The sequence below is a fragment of the Aequorivita todarodis genome (genome assembly GCF_028561335.1).
GTDB lineage: Bacteria > Bacteroidota > Bacteroidia > Flavobacteriales > Flavobacteriaceae > Aequorivita > Aequorivita todarodis.
This window is the reverse complement of sequence record NZ_JAQQTG010000013.1, coordinates 25821-47289: the sequence shown is the minus strand read 5'-3', so window position 1 is coordinate 47289 and position 21469 is coordinate 25821. Positions and strand designations below refer to the sequence as shown.

13 protein-coding genes are annotated in these 21469 nt (G+C 42.3%); 10 read left to right on the top strand and 3 right to left on the bottom strand.

Annotation, left to right across the window (positions count from 1 at the left end; genetic code table 11):
- The first annotated feature begins 163 nt into the window (after positions 1-163).
- The 10 genes from POV26_RS04790 to POV26_RS04745 all read left to right on the top strand — a co-directional run bounded on the left by POV26_RS04790 (position 164) and on the right by POV26_RS04745 (position 18179).
- Positions 164-982, top strand: a complete 819-nt coding sequence (locus tag POV26_RS04790) for an enoyl-ACP reductase FabI (protein ID WP_272855335.1) — start codon at positions 164-166, stop codon at positions 980-982.
- Positions 983-1132: 150 nt separating this feature from the next.
- Positions 1133-5221 carry a T9SS type A sorting domain-containing protein gene (locus POV26_RS04785; RefSeq protein ID WP_272855334.1) on the top strand — a complete coding sequence of 1363 codons (4089 nt, stop codon included), beginning with the start codon at positions 1133-1135 and terminating at the stop codon, positions 5219-5221.
- Positions 5222-5499: 278 nt separating this feature from the next.
- Complete coding sequence (locus POV26_RS04780; RefSeq protein ID WP_272855333.1) at positions 5500-9441, top strand: T9SS type A sorting domain-containing protein; 3942 nt, start codon at positions 5500-5502, stop codon at positions 9439-9441.
- A gap of 175 nt (positions 9442-9616) precedes the next feature.
- Positions 9617-11269 carry a T9SS type A sorting domain-containing protein gene (locus tag POV26_RS04775; RefSeq protein WP_272855332.1) on the top strand — a complete coding sequence of 551 codons (1653 nt, stop codon included), beginning with the start codon at positions 9617-9619 and terminating at the stop codon, positions 11267-11269.
- Positions 11270-11920: 651 nt separating this feature from the next.
- Positions 11921-13153, top strand: coding sequence for a T9SS type A sorting domain-containing protein (locus POV26_RS04770; protein WP_272855331.1), 1233 nt, complete (start codon positions 11921-11923; stop codon positions 13151-13153).
- A gap of 71 nt (positions 13154-13224) precedes the next feature.
- Complete coding sequence (locus POV26_RS04765) at positions 13225-14226, top strand: glycosyltransferase family 2 protein (protein WP_272855330.1); 1002 nt, start codon at positions 13225-13227, stop codon at positions 14224-14226.
- A gap of 26 nt (positions 14227-14252) precedes the next feature.
- Positions 14253-15203 (top strand): CdaR family protein, encoded by a 951-nt coding sequence (locus POV26_RS04760; protein ID WP_272855329.1) that lies wholly within the window; start codon positions 14253-14255, stop codon positions 15201-15203.
- A 33-nt stretch (positions 15204-15236) separates the two neighbouring features.
- Positions 15237-15812: a dephospho-CoA kinase gene (coaE, locus tag POV26_RS04755; protein ID WP_272855328.1), complete on the top strand. Its 576-nt coding sequence runs from the start codon at positions 15237-15239 to the stop codon at positions 15810-15812.
- 86 nt (positions 15813-15898) lie between these two features.
- Positions 15899-17458 carry a sensor histidine kinase gene (locus tag POV26_RS04750; RefSeq protein ID WP_272855327.1) on the top strand — a complete coding sequence of 520 codons (1560 nt, stop codon included), beginning with the start codon at positions 15899-15901 and terminating at the stop codon, positions 17456-17458.
- A gap of 4 nt (positions 17459-17462) precedes the next feature.
- Positions 17463-18179 carry a response regulator transcription factor gene (locus POV26_RS04745; RefSeq protein ID WP_272855326.1) on the top strand — a complete coding sequence of 239 codons (717 nt, stop codon included), beginning with the start codon at positions 17463-17465 and terminating at the stop codon, positions 18177-18179.
- A 32-nt stretch (positions 18180-18211) separates the two neighbouring features.
- Here the strand turns inward: POV26_RS04745 and miaA are convergent, their stop codons facing one another.
- Genes miaA through POV26_RS04730 form a run of 3 tightly spaced genes read right to left on the bottom strand, consistent with a single transcriptional unit; the run spans position 18212 to position 21396 of the window.
- Complete coding sequence (gene miaA / locus POV26_RS04740) at positions 18212-19129, bottom strand: tRNA (adenosine(37)-N6)-dimethylallyltransferase MiaA (RefSeq protein WP_272855325.1); 918 nt, start codon at positions 19127-19129, stop codon at positions 18212-18214.
- Positions 19129-19977, bottom strand: a complete 849-nt coding sequence (locus tag POV26_RS04735) for an ion transporter (RefSeq protein ID WP_272855324.1) — start codon at positions 19975-19977, stop codon at positions 19129-19131. Before POV26_RS04735 ends, miaA begins: the two co-directional genes overlap by 1 nt.
- Positions 19978-20016: 39 nt before the next feature.
- The gene (locus POV26_RS04730; RefSeq protein ID WP_272855323.1) at positions 20017-21396 is read right to left on the bottom strand and encodes an exonuclease domain-containing protein; all 1380 of its coding nucleotides are present in this window, start codon (positions 21394-21396) and stop codon (positions 20017-20019) included.
- Positions 21397-21469: the final 73 nt, after the last annotated feature.

Below are 21469 nucleotides of genomic sequence, written 5' to 3'. Positions count from 1 at the left end.
AGTCGGTAGTCGGTAGTCGTTTTGTCGATTTGGAATTTCAATATTTTTATGGAGCAGATTAGCAACAAACCACAAACCACAAACCACAAACAACAAACGATAAAAAACAAACGATAAAAAACAAACAGTTAACAATAAACCATTAACCACAAACATTTAAAACATGTCGTATAATTTACTAAAAGGAAAACGGGGAATCATTTTTGGGGCATTGGACGCGAATTCCATTGCGTGGAAAACAGCGGAACGCGTTCACGAAGAAGGCGGGAAGTTTGTACTTACAAATGCGCCAATAGCCTTGCGAATGGGAACCATAAATGAACTTGCCGAAAAAACGAACTCCGAGGTTATCCCTGCGGATGCCACAAGTTTGGAAGACCTGGAAAATTTGGTGGCAAAGGCAACCGAAATTTTGGGCGGCAAATTGGATTTTGTGCTGCACTCCATCGGAATGTCCGTAAATGTTCGTAAGGGCAATCATTACACCAACCAAAATTACGATTTTACCCACAAGGGTTGGGATATTTCAGCGGTCTCGTTCCATAAAACCATGCAGGTACTTTACCAAAAAGACGCAATGAACGAGTGGGGGAGCATCATAGCGCTGACCTATATGGCTTCACAGCGCGTTTTTCCAGATTATAACGATATGGCGGACAACAAGGCCTATTTGGAGAGCATCGCCCGTAGTTTTGGATATTTCTTCGGAAGGGATAAAAAGGTGCGCGTGAACACTATTTCGCAATCGCCAACACCAACCACCGCGGGCCAGGGAGTGAAGGGTTTTGATGGCTTCATAAGCTATGCCGATAAAATGTCGCCGCTGGGCAATGCAACAGCCTTAGACTGTGCGAATTACACTGTAGCGATGTTTAGCGATCTTACCAAACGGGTAACGCTACAGAACTTATACAACGATGGCGGTTTTTCCAATATGGGCGTGAGTGATGGCGTAATGCAGGCTTTTGTGGAAGGGACGTAGTACATTCGGTATTTTAAAAATATTTAAATCCTGCCCGATTATTTGGGTAGGATTTTTTTTTTGAAACTGATAAACTAGTTGCCGGAAATGTTTGATATTAACATTTTTTTAAATACTTTTAGTGGATTATTAACTAAAATTTATCAAATTATGAGAAGAAGTACTATTATTGGGTGTTTCGTCGGTTTGCTTTCGCTTACCATGAGCGCCCAATCTACTCAATCCTCTTCTTCGCAGTCCGATACTGGGACTACGAATGTCGAGGTACAAAAGCACACCGCCTCCATTCAGGAGTTGCTGGTGAGGTATCAGAATCTGGGAAGCAAGAGCGGCTCACTTTCTGAATATTTTTCAAAAGAGGAGCAGCAAATGTTGCATTCCTATTTCAAGAACCAAAAACCTGCCAAATCCAATCAGGTTGCAACAGGTGTAAGAACAAACAATTCGGCAGCGAATAACCCAGTTTTCTTTTCGAAAAACGAGGATGCAAATAATGCACAATACACGCCTTTGTTTGTAGCTCCTACCGGTCGTGCGGGTAATTTATCGGATATTGAAATTTCTCCGGAGAATAGGGTGGCTTATCAGGTGCAGCCTTTATTTACGGCCCCTAAAACGCTTACCGCTGAAGAGGAAGCTGAAATTTTGGCCAATTCCAATTCAGTGAATTTGATGGCGTCCTTTCCCAATACAAACAATAGTAGAAGAGGGATTTTGAGCGACATCATTCCTACTGCGGGCGCAACAGAAACTTTTAATCCAGCAACTGGAGATTTCTTTTTTGATCCGGGAGGGCCAGGAGGTGGACCTGACGGGACTCCGGGAAATTATCCTAACTGTGGCTGTGATACTCAAACAACATTGGCCGGCGTTACTGAAATTGAGTTTCTTGATTTTGGTATTTTCGCCACTTTCGATTATTTAAGAATCTATGATGGAACTGATGCTACAGGAACATTATTATATGACAATGGTTCTGGAGGCCCTAATTCCGGAGATCAAACCTTAGCAGATTTGATCGCTTCCAATGGGTCTGCATCATTTACTGCGGCCAGCGGAAACTTCTTTTTCTTCTTTCACTCCAGTACGGTAGTAAACCGCTTGGGCTGGGAGGTTGAAATAACCGCAACCGGCGGTGGCGGCGGTGGCGGCGGATGTACCGCGGGTGTTTATACAAGCCGCAGTGCTTTTGATGCCGAAGCCGGCCCTCTTAATTTAGAAGATTTTGCCGGAGGTCCATCAGCACTTCAACAATGCGGACTGGTAATCAGTAATTCTGGTGAATCCTGTTTCCCTGCCGGGGAAATTTTGCCCGGTATTGAGATTACGGCAAACAATTCTGCCGGTGGCCAAACCGTTTACGTAGATCCATCTGATGGATTTGGAAATACAGTGCCAATTGTTGGTTCCAATACATTTGTGGATTACACGATAATCAACTTCCCGAACAACGATGTAAATTCATTTGGTTTCGACCTTATTACCTTATTGGGCACTGGCCCTGTTGAAATACGAATTTTTGGTACTGGGGGATTAATCGATACACAGACAGTTACTTCTACCATCCCAGAATCTTTCTGGGGTTATATTGCTTCTGAAACCATCGTAAGCGTTGAGTTGGAAGATTTAACCGGTGCCAACATTGAGGGAATTGGAATGCTTGCCTTTGGAGAATGTTCTGGCGGCGGTGGTGGCGGTTCAGCCTGTAGCCAAGACAATCCTGAGAATGGATTTGAAAACGGTTATACCACTTCTTCTGATCAAGCACAGCGAATTGCATTTGACGTTACTGTTCCAGCAGATATCGATTTCACGTTGAACACTGCAACTGTAGATATTTGGATGGATCCGGGTGAGACAGTTATTTCATCGGATATCGCTTTCTATAGTGATGCTGCCGGTGCCCCTGGCGCTATTTTAACAACCCAAGCTGCTGTGGTGCCTACTTCCCAGACCGTTATAGGCAATAATTTTGGTTTTGACATTTCAGAAGTTGTATTTGATATTGCTCCGGAAATGCTTGCCGGACAAGCTGGCGTAGAGACCACTTATTGGGTTGTCTTTACGGTTAATGTTACGGCTGGAAGTGGTTATATAAGTTCCACTACTGCAACTATTGAGGGATATGAAGCATATTTTTCACCGGATACGGGAGTAACGTGGATTGCGATAGCAGGAAACGATATTGTTTACAACCTTGAAGGCGAATGCGAGCCGATTGGCGGCGGCGGTACATTAGATACTGCTTATGGAGTGAACAATAGTAACCTGGAACTAATTGGTTTCCCAGTATCAGATCCATCAACCGTTGAGGTATTTGGTGATTCACCGGTTACCGTAAACTTTGAAAATGCTGGGGCCATTGATCCCGCAAACCCAACAACAGGTTATGTGCTTGACAATACGGGAGCTTTCTATAGTTTTGATGTTGCCTCAGGGTTCTATACTTCCTTAGGTACCATAAGCGGAGAATGGCTCGGAATGGAATATGACCAAGCTTCGGGTATCTTATACGCTATATCGCTAACAGACCTCTATACTATTGATCCAATTGGAGTATCTGCTACATTGGTAGGACCATTGGGTCTTGCTGGTGGTGCGCTTCCAATTGCTCTTGCTATTGATGGTGCAGGTGTTGGATATACCTATGATTTGGTGGACGATAACCTTTATAGTATCGATATGGCTACAGGGGCTACCACAATGATAGGAAACATTGGTTTTGACGCCAATTTTGGACAAGGTATGTGCTACGATGCGCTTACGGATACCGTATATATGGCTGCTTTTAACAATGGTTCATTTGCTGCGGAATGGCGTTCAGTTGATACCGCTACAGGAGCGACTACCTTAATTGGTCCAATCGTTACTACTGCTGCAACAACTCAAGTAGCTTGGGTTTCAATAGGGGAAACACTTCCTCCACCAGCATGTCCTGAACCCACAAACCTTATGGTTTCAAACATTACACCAACTACTGCCGATCTTTCTTGGAATGTTGAGCCAAACGCCAGCAACGGTTACATTTGGTATGTTTTTGACCAAGGAGCTAACCCAATTTCTGATCCACCGGTTGCAACAGGCACAGTTCCTGCAGGTACAACATCTGCGACTGCAACTGGCTTAGGAGGCGGTTTTAGTTATGATTTCTATGTGGTTGCAGATTGTGATTCAGATGGATTGAGTCAACTTGCCGGTCCGGTTAATTTTGCGACTCCTCCGGCTTGTGGCGGTAAGTTCTATGACACTGGTGGTCCAAATGGAGATTATCAAAACAGTGAAAATGTTACAACTATAATAACCCCGGAAAATGCGGGCGAAGTTGTAACGGTAACTTTCACAGCCTTTGAAGTAGAAGCTACCTGGGACGCACTATATGTGTACGATGGTCCAGATGCAAGTTTCCCAATCATATCAAGTGGAAACCCAGCGACCAATAGTGGATTTCCTCCTGGTGGATATTATGGTACCAGCATACCTGGTCCATTTGTTTCAACCGATCCAAGTGGGGCGTTGACTTTCGTGTTTATGAGTGACGCGTCCGTTCCGCAATCTGGATGGGAAGCAGATGTTACTTGTGCACTATCGCCTCCGCCAAACGACATGATCGTGAACTCGATAGATGTTGATGAAATAGGATTCCCTTATACTGACCCTGCAGTACATATGCCTGCAGCTACGCTGGAAAATGGTAATCCCGTGAACTGTGATCTTACCGGAGCCAGAGGTGTTTGGTACAACTTTGTTCCTGCCGGAGACGGTACCGCAAACGCGACGATCGTTACCCCTGGCGGAGCCAGCTCGGTAACCTTCTATACCGCACCTAATGAGAATGCTGTGGAAACAGACCTTACCCTTGTTCCACAACAGACCAACCAGTGTGCCCCTGGCACATCGGCCTCTATATTCACATTGGGCGGCCAGGCATACTATGTGTTTGTGATGAACACGGGAGCCATTACCGATATCGTAATAGACGGTACCAATCTTGGAGTTTCAGACAATACCATTGCAGGTTTCAGTTATTACCCGAACCCAACCAACGGTATCCTGAACCTAAACAGTGTTGATAACATCGAGCACGTATCGCTGTACAACCTTTTGGGCCAAGTAGTGATCGACAACCGCGTGAACGCAACAACTTCACAGGTTGATATTTCTGGGCTTAGCACAGGCACTTATTTAATGAAGGTGTCCGTGAATGGTCAGATAGGTACTTATAGAATACTGAAACAATAATTTTTAAACCTTTAATCTTTAGTAGAACCGCCCGCTTTTTGCGGGTGGTTCTTTTTTTTGGCACTTGCCCAAAAGATTTCGGAACCATTTTCTTTGATTTCAAATTTGCTTAAGAAAAAGCGATACGGAAAATGCCTTTCTATCATTTCTGCAAGTATCCCGATTCATTCTTATTTTTAAAAGACTTAACAATCTTATAGTCAAAACCTTTGAAATATGATTTTTTTAGAATAGCTTTAGACTTTTAAAATCATTTACTAACTAAACTAGATTTAATTATGAAAAGAATTACTATGGTAATTTTGTTCATGGTCTGTGCCTTAGGGTATAGTCAGCATGAAGCAAAATCGATGGGGGTAAACAACCCTATTTATTACAATCAGCAGCAAAAGAAAAAGGCTGTTGTTACTTCAAACATTTCGGACAGCCCGTCTGAGATTACCAAAATGAAACAAGGGGAGAATAACCCTGTTGTTTACCAAAAGCAGCAAACTATTTATCAGGGTACTTCTGAAGGTCGTTCTGCTACTTCTCTTGACGATGTTGCTCCTGTGCAAAGAAATTTGTCCGGGCCAATGTCTTTAAGCGCTTCCAATAATTCACTAAGGACAGTAATAGGTCCCCCTCCGGGAACTGCATCTAGAAATATGCACCCTGTTTCATATTACAATAATATGGCTCCGGTAACTATTACTCACAGTGTTACCCAAAATATTGTTGCGGGTAATTCTGTAACATGTAATGCAGGGGGTATTCCTGATGAAAACAGTTTTTTCAGGGATTTTGATTTAGCAGCTGATTTTGGTATCACGGATGCCTTCAATGTAAGCAGTGCTGAATTTGCTGTAGAAGCTGTTTCGGGTCCAACCAATTTGACCATAAATATCTATTCTACAACAACTGCCTTTCCTGGCGGATATCCGGGCTCTGCCACCCTTCAGGGAACAGCTAATTATGTTTCAAACGTGGCTGATGCCGGAAATGTGGTTTCAGTTCCAATTACTGCAACCATTCCTGCAGGGTCAATTATGATTTACGAGCTTAAGATAAACGCTGGCGCCACTGCCTCGTGGTTCCCTGGCTCCAATGCTGATGGCCAAACTGGAGTATCTTGGATCATGTCTGCTGCTTGTTCTATAAGCACTCCTACAGATCTTGCTGCAATCGGATTTCCGAATCAGCATATGGTCATGAATATTGTTGGAGAAGAAGCTGGCGGCGGCGGGCCTTTCCCAGATCCTTACTGTGGACCGCTTGATTTCACTTCAAATGTTGAACCCATTACCTTGGTAGAAGTTGCCGGAATAAGCAATGTAACAGATGCTACGGTAAACGGTACACCCGATCACGAAGATTTTACCGCTATCAGTGGTGATATGGAAGCTGGAATGAGCTACCCTATTGCCTTAGAGGGAAATACAGACGGAAATTTTACAAACCGCTTTGTTGTATTTATAGACTGGAACCAAAACGGAATTTTAAACGATGCAGGAGAAGTATATGAAATAACTGATCTTCTTATCAATTCCACAGGTACTGATGGCCAGCAATCCAACGGAACCATTGATGTTCCTGCTGGAGCAATGGCTGGAACCACCAGAATGAGAGTTAAAAAGCAATTTGGCATGACCAATTATTTAGATCCTTGCTTGGCAACAGGTTTTGGTCAAGCCGAGGATTACTCCATGAATGTTACTATTGGCGGCGGTGGTACTGGTGGCCCTTGCGCCACAACAGGACCAAGCAATGGCTTTGAGAACGGAAAGAGTTTCACTAAAAACCTTGGCCGAATTGTTGCCAACGACATAACTGTTGTTGACGGTGAAGACATGCTATTGGAGTCCATTACCTTCTCTGCCTTTATTGGGGCCACTGGTTCTGGCGTAAATGCTGATAACGTAGATGTTTTCATCTATGAGGACAATGGTTCTGGCGCGCCTGGCGCTCTTTTAACCTCCCAAACGAGCCTGGTTCCAGACTCCCAAGTTGTTATTGGAACTAATTTTGGTTTTGACGTATGGAGCGTAGAACTTGATATAACCGACGTGAACCTTCCTGGGCAATCGGGTGCGGCTACTACCTATTGGATCGGGCTATCGCTTGAGCCAACCGATGGAAGCAATACTTTCTGGGAAAACTCTACTGCTGGTCTTATTGGATATGGTGAAGCCTATGACGATGGACTTGGCGGAGGATTTGTGATTGACGGAACACTGGAAGGTGTTTATTCCTTTGATGGTACTTGTTCGCCAATCGGCGGTGGTGGAAGCCCTTGTGCTACAACCGGCCCGAGCAACGGCCTTGAAAACGGAAAGAGTTTCACTAAAAACCTTGGCCGAATTGTTGCCAACGACATAACTGTTGTTGACGGTGAAGACATGCTATTGGAGTCCATTACCTTCTCTGCCTTTATTGGGGCCACTGGTTCTGGCGTAAATGCTGATAACGTAGATGTTTTCATCTATGAGGATAACGGTTCTGGCGCGCCTGGCGCACTTTTAACCTCCCAAACGAACCTGGTTCCAGACTCCCAAGTTGTTATTGGAACTAATTTTGGTTTTGACGTATGGAGCGTAGAACTTGATATAACCGACGTGAACCTTCCTGGGCAATCCGGTGCGGCTACTACCTATTGGATCGGCCTATCGCTTGAGCCAACCGATGGAAGCAATACTTTCTGGGAAAACTCTACTGCTGGTCTTATTGGATTCGGTGAAGCCTATGACGATGGACTTGGCGGAGGATTTGTGATTGACGGAACACTGGAAGGTGTTTACTCCTTTGATGGTACTTGTTCGCCAATCGGCGGTGGTAGCACCTATGACGATTGCGCTGGCGCGATAGCCCTTGCTTGTGGCGACAGTGTAGTAGGCGAGACTTTGACTGCTACTGATTCTGGCGGAAACCCTGCTCCAGACGTATTCTATAAATTCACCGGCAGCGGTGCTCCACAGTTGGTTACCATTTCACTTTGCGGTGGCGGAACCGACTATGACTCTGCGCTTCGCGTATTTGACGATTGCGACCTTCTAAATGAGCTAGCTTTCAACGATGACTCTTGTGGTCTTCAATCTGAGGTGAGTTTTACTTCCGATGGTACCTCTACCTATTATATAATGGTAGAAGGATTTGGTAGTGCTTCTGGTAACTTTAGTCTTGATGTAACTTGTGAGGATCCATTGCCAAACGATGATTGTAGCGGTGCCATAGCGGTAAGCTGCGGTAGTTCGGTTACTGGATCTACAGTTGACGCCACCATTGATTCCAGCGCACCTGCTTGTGGTCCAGCAATTACCTCTCCCGGAGTTTGGTATTCCCTGAACGACAACAGTGGTCTTCCAGGTGATATTACCTTGTCCTTGTGTAACGGAACGGATTTCGATTCTAAGATTTCGGTTTATAGCGGAACCTGCGCAGCACTTGTTTGTGTGGACGGAAACGATGATGCCTGTGGACTTCAGTCCGAGGTCACTTTTGCGAGTGATGGGAACACACAGTACTACATTCTTATCCACAGCTTTGGTGGTGCTACCGGTAACTTCACTTTGGACGTTACCTGTACTCCAACACCTCCGCCGAACGATATGATCGTAAACTCGATAGATGTTGATGAAATTGGATTCCCTTATACTGATCCCGCTGTAGCAATGCCTGCGGCTACTCTGGAAAATGGTAATCCTGTGAACTGTGATCTTACCGGAGCCAGAGGTGTTTGGTACAACTTTGTTCCTGCCGGAGACGGTACCGCAAACGCGACGATCGTTACCCCTGGCGGAGCCAGCTCGGTAACCTTCTATACCGCACCTAATGAGAATGCTGTGGAAACAGACCTTACCCTTGTTCCACAACAGACCAACCAGTGTGCCCCTGGCACATCGGCCTCTATATTCACATTGGGCGGCCAGGCATACTATGTGTTTGTGATGAACACGGGAGCCATTACCGATATCGTAATAGACGGTACCAATCTTGGAGTTTCAGACAATACCATTGCCGGTTTCAGTTATTACCCGAACCCAACCAACGGTATCCTGAACCTAAACAGTGTTGATAACATCGAGCACGTATCGCTATACAACCTTTTGGGCCAAGTAGTGATCGACAACCGCGTGAATGCAACGGCTTCACAGGTAGATATTACAGGTCTTAGCGCTGGAACCTACTTGATGAAGGTTACCGTAAACGGTAAGACAGGTACTTACAAAGTGTTGAAACAATAATTCTATATTTTTAATTTTAACTAAAGCCGCCCAAATTCGTGGGCGGCTTTTTTTATTAAAAATAAAGTTACGCTTTGTAAATTTTGTTTATTTGTTTTGTTTTAGATTGTTTTTTGAATATCTTTAGCCTACTATAGTGAAGATTTTAATATTAACTTTTAAATCAAATTTTATTATGAAAAAAATTACAATGCTAATTTTTATGGGCTTTTGCGCTATTGGATTTAGCCAAAATAAAGCCACGAATGCGCCTGCGGATCAAAATTCGCAAACGGTTCTACTTCCTGCGGCTTATTACAATTCTACGGTAACAGCGGTTGGTGAAACCACAGGAGTAACTTCCAATAACGAGGTTGATTATACTAATTTAAATGTTCCTTTTACGGGAACCTATTATTTCCGATCTCCAGATGCAGTGGTTTATGACAATGGACCTTATTTTAACGTAGCAGGTCCTCCAGACATCAGCTTTTTACAGGATGCTTCTTTAGGAATGGGCGTATATGGTTTTGGTGCCTCATTTATTAACGGATTTAGTATTGCAGATGATGTAGTGCTTACAGATTCTTATGATATTACTTCTATTGATGTCTTTGCTTACCAAACAGGATCTTCTGCGCCATCTATCAATGCATTATACCTTCAAGTTTGGGATGGTGATCCAAGTGGTGGTGGTGCTACCGTAATTTGGGGCGATCTTACTACAGATGTCCTTGATACTGCAGTTGCAACCGATGCCTTTAGACAACTGGAGAGCGCGCCTGGCGATACTTCAAGAGAAATTCAAAGAGCCACTGCGCTTACCCCGGGTCTTTCATTAACGCCTGGTACTTACTGGATTGAGTATTCTTTTGAAGGTTCTGGATCTTCTGGTCCTTGGGCTCCTCCAATTGTAATTACCGGAAATGCTACTACAGGTAACGCACTTCAAAACAATGCTGGTGTATATGCTCCTGTTGAAGACAGTGGTTCGCTAACTCCCCAAGGTTTTCCTTTCGTAATGTATGGCGATCTTGTTGGAGGTGGTACTGCTTGTAATGAATCCAATGCATCAAACGGTTTTGAAAACGGTTATACTTCTTCAGTAGATACCCCTCAGCATGTAGCTGCTGATTTAACCGTAGCAATGGGAGAGAATATGAGCTTTAACAAGGCGACCGCCAACTTTATAATGCCTGATGGCGACACAGTTGTATCTGCTGATATTACTGTATATGCTGATGATTTTGGAGGGCTTCCAGATCCAGGAAATGTTATAGCTTCCCAAACTGCTGTTGTTCCAAGTTCACAAACATTGCTTGGGGATTTCCCAGCGGCTTCCTCTCTTGATGTTACAGAGGTTGTATTTGATCTTGCTCCAATTGCTTTAGCGGGTCAAGCTGCTTTTCCAACCACCTATTGGGTAAGCATATATGTTACCACATCTGCTGGTACTGGAGGTCCTGGATATTGGGAGATAACAACTGCAAGTGTTGTAGGTTACCCTGCTGTTTATTCAGCCGATGGTGGAGCTACTTGGCAAGTTGCTACAGGTGCTGACGATTTTGTTTATAATTTTGAAGGCGATTGTGATCCATTGGGTGTTGCCGATAACGCACTTGGAGGTTTCACTTACTATCCAAACCCAACCAGTGGAACGCTTTCTTTGAAATCTGTAAACAATATAGATTCAGTAGCCATCTATAACTTGCTGGGTCAAAGCGTGTTGAGCTCTACAATTGGCGCCACCACTTCTGATCTTGACGTTTCTAGTTTAGCCACAGGAACCTATATAATGAAGGTTACAGTTGAAGGACAGACAGGTACTTATAAGATTCTGAAAAACTAATCTTTCACAATTGAGTACGAAAAGCCATCCGCGAAAGTGGGTGGCTTTTTTGCTTTATTTATAACTTATTCTTTGGAATCAATTTTTATTTGAATATCTTTAGCCTTCATATAAAAAAATTAACCTTTAATTTAAACTCTTATTATGAAAAAAATTACATTACTATTAGCTTTATTTATTGGGTCCATTGGCCTAATGAATGCGCAAAGTTCTTTTACAGGAACTAACACTAGCACACAAACCCCAGTAACAATTGAAAGTTTGATAACCAGACTTCAGAATATTGGAGATGTCGCAGGGGATGTTAATTCTTATTTTACTCCTCAAGAACAACGTATGCTAAATGTGCATTTCAACGGGATCCAGAATTTAGCCCCGGTTGTTATCACACAAAGTAACACACAAACAATTGAGTCTGGCGCAGAGATTGCTTGCGCATCTCCAACAAGCTTCCGAAACAATAATGTTTATCGAGCCTTTGATCTTCCGGGAGATTATGGTATTATGAACGGTTTGGAAGTTACTGCTGTGGAATTTGCAATGGGAACCATTTCAACTCCATCTGGTTTTCCCATAACTGCTAATATCTATTCTACAACTCCTGGTTCTTTTCCAGGTGGAACTTTGACTCTTCAAGGTACTGCCGTTTATATGGCAACCAACGCAGATTATGAGACGATGATTAACTTGCCTCTTTCGGCAATGATTCCTGCTGGTGAGGCAATGGTTATGGAGCTCGTATTGGTAGATGATGGAACGGATACAAACTTTATGCGTTTTGGCTGCAACAACGATGGTGAAACTGGACCAAGTTATATTATGGCTCCTGATTGTGGCGCAAACGTTCCTACTCCTTTGTTCGACCTAGGTTTGAGCCAAGGTTTTGTATGGAATGTTCTTGGTGATGACGAGCCAGGCGGAGGCGGAGGCGATCCAGCCGTTGTATTTGGTGTTAATAACTCTACCGAGAGCTTGATAAGCTTTGATCCAGCAGATCCTGCTGCATTTGCTACTGTTGGAGTTTCTCCAATTACAAATCCAAATTTTGAAAATGCTGGCGCCATTGACCCGAATGATGACGGTACTGCGTATGTACTTGCCAACGACAACGATTTCTACAGTGTAGATCTTGCAACTGGTGCTTATACTTCACTTGGTAGCATTGCTGCTCCTGGTGGTGAATCTTGGGCCGGTGCTGAATTTGATCCAGTTAGCGGAACTTTGTATGCAATTTCTACGAACCTTGCCACTTCTACACTTTCTACTATTGATATTGGTGCAGGTACCGCTACTACAGTAGGGGTAACAGGTATGACCGGAGCTATCTCCTTAATGATAGACGAAAATGGTGATGGTTACAGCCACGATATTGTTGATGATAACTTCTATTATGTTGATCTTGGAACCGGTACAGCTTCTATTGTAGGCCCACTTGGTTTTGATGCCAACTATGGCCAAGGTGGAACATACATTAAAGGCGACCCTGGTTTTGTTTACCTATCTGCTTTTGACGGTGGCGCATTGCAAGGACAATGGAGAAGAGTTGATGTGCTTACCGGTGCTTCAACTGTAATCGGTCTTTTCAACGGCGGCTCTGACCAAGTAGCTTGGACTTCAGCAAAAGGAGAGATCCTTGGAGTTTCTGAAAACGCATTGGAAGGTTTTGTGTACTATCCAAACCCAACCAACGGAGCGCTTTCTTTGAAATCTGTAAACAATATAGATTCAGTTACTATCTATAACTTGTTGGGTCAAAGTGTGTTGAGCTCTAAAATTGGCGCTACAACTACTGATCTTGACATTTCTGGTCTAACAACCGGAACCTACATTATGAAGGTTACCGTTGAAGGACAGATAGGTACTTATAAAGTATTGAAAAACTAATTTTTAGAAATTTGATACCAAAAGCCATCCGCGAAAGTGGGTGGCTTTTTTTATTTAGCTAACTTTGCGCAATGCAACGAATGTACTCCTTTATAATCCCCGTCTATAACCGTCCGCAGGAAGTGATGGAGCTTTTGGAAAGTTTTTCGAAGCTCGATTTTCACGAAGATTTTGAGATTGTATTGGTAGAGGATGGATCCACGGAAACCGCTGAAAAAATAGTGGGCCAGTTTTCAGAAAAACTTTCCATTTCCTATTATTTCAAACAAAATTCCGGCCCCGGGGATTCACGGAATTTTGGGATGGGGCAGGCAAAAGGGAACTATTTCATAATTCTCGATTCCGACTGTTTGTTGCCGCCGCACTATTTAAAAACGGTAGATTCATTCCTGAACAAAACATGTTACCATTGTTTTGGAGGCGCAGATGCGGCCCATGAAAGTTTCACTCCTTTGCAAAAGGCTATCAATTATACAATGACTTCTTTTTTTACCACGGGTGGTATTCGGGGCAGTAAAGCCAGCCTAAATCGTTTTGAGCCCAGGAGTTTCAATATGGGAATTTCAAAAGAAGTGTTTGAAAAAACGGGTGGTTTTGCAAAAATCCATCCAGGGGAAGATCCGGACCTTTCGCAGCGCATTTTGAAGGCAGGCTATAAAACAACGTTTTTGCCCAAGGCTTTTGTTTACCATAAACGACGGATTTCCTGGAAGAAGTTTTATATTCAGGTAAAAAAATTTGGACTTGTACGCCCCATTTTAAACCAATGGCATCCTTCCGCAGCAAAGGTTACATTCTGGTTTCCAACAGTATTCGTGTTTTTTGTTGTTGGATCTATTTTATGTTCCCTCTTTTTCAATCCGTTATTTTTGGTCCCATTGCTTTTCTATTTAATGTTGATTCTGATAGACTCTTCAATAAAAAACAAAAGAATTTATATTGGCTTGCTTTCCGTAGCTGCTGTTTTTGTTCAGTTTTTTGGGTATGGAATGGCTTTTTTGAAGTCCAGTTTTTATATAAATCTTCTGAAGAAAGATCCCCGGAAACAATTTCCCTCCTTATTTTTTAGTTAATTTTATTGACATTCAAACAAACCGCTATGCCGAAGGGATTTTTTAAAAACACTAAAAACGCAAAGGTGAACCGCTTTCTGCTGTTTTTGTTGCTTGCCACGATTTTTTGGGTTTTGACCAAGTTCAGTAGGGAGTTTACTTCAACGATGACAGCCAAGATCAATTATGAAAATATTCCCGAAACAGCTGCGCTCTCGGAGAATAACCCCCAATATATTACTTTCGATCTTGCCGCAAATGGTTTTGAAATACTTTTCTATAAATTTAAAAAACCCACAATTACGGTGCCTGTGGGTAAATATTATACAAAGGAAAAAGACAGTTTCAAGGTTTCAAAAAGTGAACTTTTACGAATGGTATCTGCCAATTTCAATAGAAATTTGGCCATTAAAAACCTTTCCGTTGATGAACTAAATGTTCATTTGGACCCCATAGTCCTAAAAAAAGTGCGCGTTATCGCAAAGACGGCCATTTCATTTAAAAACGGCTTTAAACCGATAGATAGCGTGAAAATTACACCAGATTCTGTTACAATATCCGGTCCTTCGGGCAGTTTGAAGAACATGCATACAATCGAGACAGAACTGATTTCGCTAAAAGATGTTGAAAAAAATATTTCAGAAACGGCAAAAGTTGTTAGTCCCGGAAGCGAAATAGTTTCAATCAAACCCAATAAAGTGAAGGTTACGCTTGATGTCGCTGAATTTTCGCAGGGGCAATATACGTTGCCGGTTGAGGTGATTAACCTACCGCCAGATACGGATATTAAAATGGTGCCACAGGCAGTAACTATTACTTTTGACGTATCCGTAACCGATTTTGCTACCATTTCCAAAGAAAGCTTTAGGCTGGTATGCGATTATTCCCAAAGAAATAAGGAGGAAAACTTTATGCTGCCGTTTCTTGAGAAAAAACCTCCGAACATTTACAATGTGGTCTTCGAACCCAAGAAAATTGATTTTTTCATATTCAAATAGTTCTTCAACTTCAAAAGAGAAAAAGGTATCAAAGTGAGAATAATAGGTCTAACGGGCGGAATAGGAAGCGGGAAGACAACGGTGGCAAAAATGTTTTCCGAGCTGGGGGTGCCTATTTATATTGCGGATACTGAGGCAAAAAAACTTACCGATTCCTCAAAGGTGATACGCCGTAAACTTACTGCGTTACTGGGAGAAGAGGCTTATTTGGGGCCAAGACTCAATCGCGCGTTTGTTGCAGCTAAAATCTTTAATGACAAATCTCTATTGGAAGCTGTGAATGCAGTGATCCATCCAAAAGTTGCGGCGCATTTCAGAAAATGGGCCTCAAAACAGCAAGCGCCCTATGTAATAAAGGAGGCCGCGATACTCTTTGAAAACGGCAGCTACAAAGATTGTGATCTGGTAATTTTGGTAACTGCCCCCAAAGAGATGCGCATAGCTCGCGTGATGGCGCGCGATAATACCTCGAAAACAGCCATTGAACAGCGCATGGACAATCAATGGAGCGATGAAAAAAAGCAAAAACTTGCGGACATAATTATTGAGAATATCGACTTAAAAACCACCCGCGATAAAGTTGAAAAAATCCACAAATCTTTAAGCTAATCCCTCGTGGGATAGCACTTCCTGTCTTTTGTTAACATTTGGTTAAATGGACGACTGGCTAAATGTTAAAATCTTACTTTTGAAATATGAATAGAAAGCTATTTGTATTGCTTATAGCGCTCATGAGCCTCTCATTATTGGGGATAGTATTTGTTCAAGGTTATTGGATTTCAAACGCATACCGGACCAAGGACGACCAATTTACCATAAACGCCAAACAAGTCCTTTTGTCCGTTGCCAAGGAAATCAAACTGAGAGAGACCGAAGCCTATTATCAGCTTTATATTCCGTATGTTGACAGCATTAAAGTTCCCGATAATGTCAGTTTTACTGAGTTGGCGTATAAATATCAGAATAAGGCCACCAATGAAACCTATATTTTCACTGATGGAATTTTAGAGCAGGATTATAAACTTTCTTCGGGTCTTTTAGATACTGATGCAGATAGTATCCAATTTAAGAAGCTGACAAACAGAAAGACCAAAACCAGAATTTCTGAAGGTATTGACGGTACCACGACCACAGAGACAGGGATGGTGTCCTTTTCAAGAATGAAGGACTACGAGCAAAAGCAGTTTGAAAGTTTTGTGAGCAACATTACATCGCTTACACCAATATACAAAAGAGTGAGCCCAGCCTTGATAACAACATTGATTGACAATGAATTAAAGGAAAGAGGATTAAAATCAAAGTTTGAATTTGCCGTTTACAGCAACAACCTTGAAACCAAAGTGAGGTCAAAGAATTTCAAATACGATGATAGAAGTACTTACGTAGTCCCTCTTTTTGATGTTGACAACAATACCAATTATCAGCTATATGTTAATTTTTCAGAAAAGGAAAAATTGGTATTGAACAGCATCTTGGGGATGGCAATCCTATCATTGGTTTTTACGGCGGTTATCATACTTGCGTATTCCAGTGCCATTTCACAGATATACAAGCAAAGGCAAATCTCTCAAATTAAGAGCGATTTCATAAATAACATGACCCACGAGTTCAAAACCCCCATAGCGACAATTAACTTGGCTTTAGACTCACTTAAGAATCCGAAAGTAAAGGATAATAAAGAATTTTTGGACCGCTATCTGGGAATGATCCGGGAAGAGAACAAGCGCATGCACGCACAGGTTGAAAACGTATTGCAAATCTCAAAGCTTGAAAAAAACGAACTGGATTTGCCCAAGGAACGCGTCAATCTACAGGATGTTGTTGAAGCAGCTATCTCGCACGTAAGTTTGATCGTTGAGGATCGGGGAGGCTATATAAAAACCCATTACGGAGCGCTCCAATCTGCTGTCCTGGCCAACGAATCACATTTGAGCAATGTGATAGTAAATCTGCTGGACAACGCCATAAAATATTCTGAGGAAGCGCCAAAGATTGATATTTATTCCGAAAATGTAAAAAATAGCGTTATTCTCAAAATACGCGATCAGGGTATGGGAATGAGCAAACCTGTACAGAAAAAAATATTTGAAAAATTCTACCGGGAACATACCGGCGATATTCACAATGTAAAAGGCCACGGCCTTGGCCTTGCTTATGTAAAGCGCATCCTAGACGACCACGATGCCGAAATATTCGTGGAAAGCGAAAAGGGAAAAGGCAGCACCTTTATAATAAAACTACACTTAATATCTTAAAATTATGGAAACTGAAAACAAAAAAATCCTTCTTGTAGAAGATGATCCCAACTTTGGGACAGTACTAAAAGATTACCTTGCCATGAACGATTATAACGTAACCCATGCAAAAAACGGAATGGAAGGTTTTGAAAAATTTAAAAAGGACGATTTCGATCTTTGTATCCTGGATGTAATGATGCCCTATAAGGATGGCTTTACGTTGGCAAAGGAAATCCGCGAGAAAAACGAGGATGTGCCAATCATATTCCTTACCGCAAAGGCGATGAAAGAAGATGTGATGAAAGGCTATAAAGTAGGGGCAGACGATTATCTAAACAAGCCTTTTGACAGCGAGGTGCTTTTGATGAAAATTAAAGCGATCATTCAAAGAAAGGCTACTGATTCCATTGCCGATAGCAAGCAGTTTGAGTTCCAGATCGGTAATTTCCATTTAAATTCCAAATTGCGATTTTTGACCTATAACAAGGAAACCCCCATAAAACTTTCTCCAAAGGAGAATGAATTGTTGCGGCTATTGGCACTTCACAAGAATGATTTGATGCCGCGTGAACTCGCCCTTACCAAAATCTGGAGAGATGATAACTACTTTACATCCCGAAGTATGGACGTTTATATAGCAAAGCTTCGCAAATACCTAAGCAAGGATGATGGCGTAGAAATAGTCAATATTCATGGCGAAGGTTTCCGTTTGGTAGTTAAGAACGAAGTGGAGAATTAATTACAGCTTAAGATATGTGTAAAAAAACGCCTTTAAAGGGCGTTTTTTTCTTTTATGAAATTTATAATTTCTGAAACTTCCGTATCGTAATAAAACCAATGGATGGCTTCGTTTTTTTTAAACCAGGTATTTTGGCGTTTGGCGAATCTTCGGGTGTTTTTTTTAATTTCTGAAATGGCTTCTTCCAAAGAAATTTTACCCTCAAAATATTCAAAAAGTTCGCGATACCCAACCGTCTGCAGCGCATTTTTTTCTTTGTACGGAAGAAGCGATCTCGCCTCATCGATTAGCCCCGCTTCAATCATATTATCTACCCGACGATTTATACGTTGGTAGATTAGTTCCCGTTCGGCAGTTAAACCAATAAATAGGGTGTTGAAGTCTCTTTGCGGATTTTCTTTTTTAAGAAAAGACGAATACGATTTTCCGGTCGCGCGATAGATTTCCAAGGCTCGAATTAACCTGTGCGGATTTTGGATATCCACTTTTTCGAAATACCGCGGGTCTGCTTTTCGCAGCTCATTTTGGAGTGTTTCAATGCCTTTTTCATGCAACTCAATATTCAACTGTTCCCTTATTTCCGAAGGCACTTCCGGAAAACTGTCCAAGCCTTTTGCCACGGCATCCACATACAGGCCGGAACCGCCGACCATTATAACGACCTGGTTCTTTTCAAAAAGATTTTTAAACAGGGCAATCGCATCCCGTTCAAAATCGCCAACGGAATATTCTTCAAAAATACTTTTATCTTGAATGAAATGATGCGGGGCGGCACTTAATTCCTCTTTGCTCGGAACGGCAGTGCCAATGGTCATTTCCTTAAAAAACTGCCGCGAATCTGCCGAAATGATTTCCGTAGAAAAAGCCTGCGCAAGCTTTATGGCCAAGGAAGTCTTGCCAATGGCCGTAGCGCCCACAACGCAGATAAGCAATGGTTTTTGTGCGGCCATCAGGCTTCAGCATTATTTTCAGGATGCAGTTCCTTACCACATTTGTGGCAAAACTTCGCATCGTCCCTGTGCCGTTGTACTCCACAATTTCTGCAGGCTTGGGTGTTTACGTGCACATAATCATCACTTGCCTTTCTTACGTACTGAGCGCTTACAATTCCTGTTGGCACTGCGATAACGCCATACCCAAGAATCATAATGATGGTTGCCAAAAACTGGCCGGCCGGAGTAACGGGGGCAATATCGCCAAAACCTACGGTGGTCAGGGTTACAATACACCAATATACGCTCACGGGAATACTTTTGAAACCACTTTCTTCTCCTTCAATGAGATACATAAGAGTTCCGGCGATAATGGCTACGATAAGTACGGCAAATATGAAGATAAAGATTTTTGCGCGGCTTTCTATGAGTGCCTTTTTCAGCTTGTTGCCTTCGCCAATGTACCGCGTTATCTTTAAAATCCTGAAAACCCGCAACAGTCGCAACGCCCGCACGGTTAGCAAATAGTTGCTCCCCACAAGTATGAACGACAGATATAACGGAATGGTAGAGAGAAAGTCAATAATTCCATAAAAACTGAAAATATAATGCCTTGGTTTTTTTACGGTAAGGATGCGGGCAATATATTCAATGGTAAAAAAAATGGTTATGACCCACTCAATTACATAAAACAGTCTATGGTATTCCAAATCGATGGAGCGCACACTTTCCAGCATTACGATTACAACGCTCAGCAGAATGAGTATAAGCAGGACAATGTCAAAAAGCCTTCCCATAGGCGTATCGGCCTCGTAGATTATTTCGTGAAGTTTGTAACGCCAGGATTTTTTATCGGTTGGTTTCAAGATCTTTTTTTTGAACGACTAAAAATAAGCAATGTTAGCCTAAATAACCGTATTGGTTGAAAGGTTTACCGTTTTCAGCACTTTTTTTCTTCGAAGATAACTTTGAATAATGTGCTGCGCATCGCGGTTGTTCTGCATCGGGTTGATGATGGATTTCAGAATTTCCGGATTGTTTATCTGGTAATTCAGATTGTAAAAACCATACCCTTTATAAATTCCGTTTTCAATCAAAATCACCGAACGTTCTTCAATTTCCCTACCGCGATCTATAATGAGCATATTTTGGTTTTCGTAACTGCACTTTTCCAAAAATGCCTGAACGCGGTTGTTATATTCGGCAACTGGTTCCTTGTTTATGCAAGCGCCGTAGCACTCTTTTATGGTATAATTGAAACATTGTTTTTTGGTGTCGTAAAGCCCCGTCAATTTTTGGCACAGCTGGTTTTCCTCTGTTATTTTGAAAAGTGCCGACCTTGCCTGCTGATAATTGCTGAACGTGGTAATGGCTTTTTTCCTGCCGTCCGCTTTTTCAATTTTTAAGTTTATATAACCGTTTTCGTCCACAAAGCTAATAAGCTGATGCGTAAACAGCGTACGGCGTAACGCCCGGTTAAATAGGGGTTTGTTCTGTTTAATTTCTTCAGATTCTTTCAAAAGGGCAATCAGTTCGCTTCCTGTTTTTTCAAAAGTGACCGATTTTACTTCCAACTGAATTTTTTTCGATTTGCGGTTGTCGCTTGTAAAATGCTGCATCAACCTTTTTTTGATGTTTTTGCTTTTGCCGATGTAAATTATGTTTCCGGCGTCGTTGTGCATATAATACACACCCGTTTCAGAGGGAACATTTTCAATAATATCGAGAAGTTTCGGCTCCATTTGTCGCTTTGGGTCTTTCCGAAGTGTCTCGGTAATTATTTCTTTGGAAGTGTCCTTTGCCAACAGCATTTTAAAAAGTGCCACGGTAGCCTTTGCATCGCCCTGGGCGCGGTGGCGGTCGCTTAACGGAATCCCGAGCGAACGCACCAATTTTCCCAAACTGTACGAAGGCATATCGGGTATCAACTTTTTTGCGAGCTCCACGGTACAAAGGGTTTCCTTTTCAAACGGGTAGCCCAATCGGTCAAATTCGGTGGTAAGGATTCTATTGTCGAAAAGGGCGTTGTGCGCCACCATAATGCAGCCATCGGTAATTTCGATGATGCGTTTGGCCACTTCGTAAAACTTGGGCGCATGCCGGAGCATTTCATTATTTATGCCCGTTAGGTTCACAACAAATGGCTGGATGGGCTTTTCGGGATTGATTAAACTTGAAAACTGGTCCACGATTTTATGGCCGTCAAATTTGTAAATTGCAATTTCGGTAATGCCTTCCTCATTGTATTTTCCACCCGTGGTCTCTATGTCTAAAATTGCGTACACCGTAAAAGTTATTGGGTTATTAAGTTAATAGTTAATAGTATTCTTAGTTTTGAGTTATAAGTTCCCCCTTTGG

Bases quoted from the DNA above. Each gene is read 5' to 3' on its own strand.
- POV26_RS04790 (WP_272855335.1), top strand. From the start codon at position 164: ATGTCGTATAATTTACTAAAAGGAAAACGGGGAATCATTTTTGGGGCA.
- POV26_RS04785 (WP_272855334.1), top strand. From the start codon at position 1,133: ATGAGAAGAAGTACTATTATTGGGTGTTTCGTCGGTTTGCTTTCGCTT.
- POV26_RS04780 (WP_272855333.1), top strand. From the start codon at position 5,500: ATGAAAAGAATTACTATGGTAATTTTGTTCATGGTCTGTGCCTTAGGG.
- POV26_RS04775 (WP_272855332.1), top strand. From the start codon at position 9,617: ATGAAAAAAATTACAATGCTAATTTTTATGGGCTTTTGCGCTATTGGA.
- POV26_RS04770 (WP_272855331.1), top strand. From the start codon at position 11,921: ATGGCAACCAACGCAGATTATGAGACGATGATTAACTTGCCTCTTTCG.
- POV26_RS04765 (WP_272855330.1), top strand. From the start codon at position 13,225: ATGCAACGAATGTACTCCTTTATAATCCCCGTCTATAACCGTCCGCAG.
- POV26_RS04760 (WP_272855329.1), top strand. From the start codon at position 14,253: ATGCCGAAGGGATTTTTTAAAAACACTAAAAACGCAAAGGTGAACCGC.
- POV26_RS04750 (WP_272855327.1), top strand. From the start codon at position 15,899: ATGAATAGAAAGCTATTTGTATTGCTTATAGCGCTCATGAGCCTCTCA.
- POV26_RS04745 (WP_272855326.1), top strand. From the start codon at position 17,463: ATGGAAACTGAAAACAAAAAAATCCTTCTTGTAGAAGATGATCCCAAC.
- miaA (WP_272855325.1), bottom strand. From the start codon at position 19,129: ATGGCCGCACAAAAACCATTGCTTATCTGCGTTGTGGGCGCTACGGCC.